Source organism: Hydrogenovibrio sp. 3SP14C1 (assembly GCF_029625905.1).
Lineage (GTDB): Bacteria > Pseudomonadota > Gammaproteobacteria > Thiomicrospirales > Thiomicrospiraceae > Hydrogenovibrio.
In genome coordinates this window covers 1-237 of the sequence record NZ_JARTLM010000322.1, presented here as the reverse complement: position 1 = coordinate 237, position 237 = coordinate 1, and the positions used below count along the sequence as shown (strand labels likewise).

Here is a 237-nt window from a genome sequence, read left to right as displayed (position 1 = left end):
AGGCGTGCCGCCAATATCGCCGGACACCGTCATGGCAAAAGGCGTACTCATCGAGCGCGGCATCAGACTGAGGCTGATCGCATCATTGAGGCCAAGAAGGTGCGCCAGCCCCCATGCGGAGAGCATCGCCGACGAACTGCCCATCACCACACCGACCAGCAAAACAGGCCAGTACCGACGAATGTTTGCGCGTTGCTGATAGATCGGAATGGCAAAGGCTACGGTCGCAGGGCCAAG

Annotated in this window: 1 protein-coding gene; it reads right to left on the bottom strand. The window is 59.9% G+C overall.

The features are described 5' to 3' along the window. A partial coding sequence (locus P8629_RS12695) for an LrgB family protein (RefSeq protein ID WP_278166442.1) occupies positions 1-237 on the bottom strand: 237 nt, incomplete at both ends.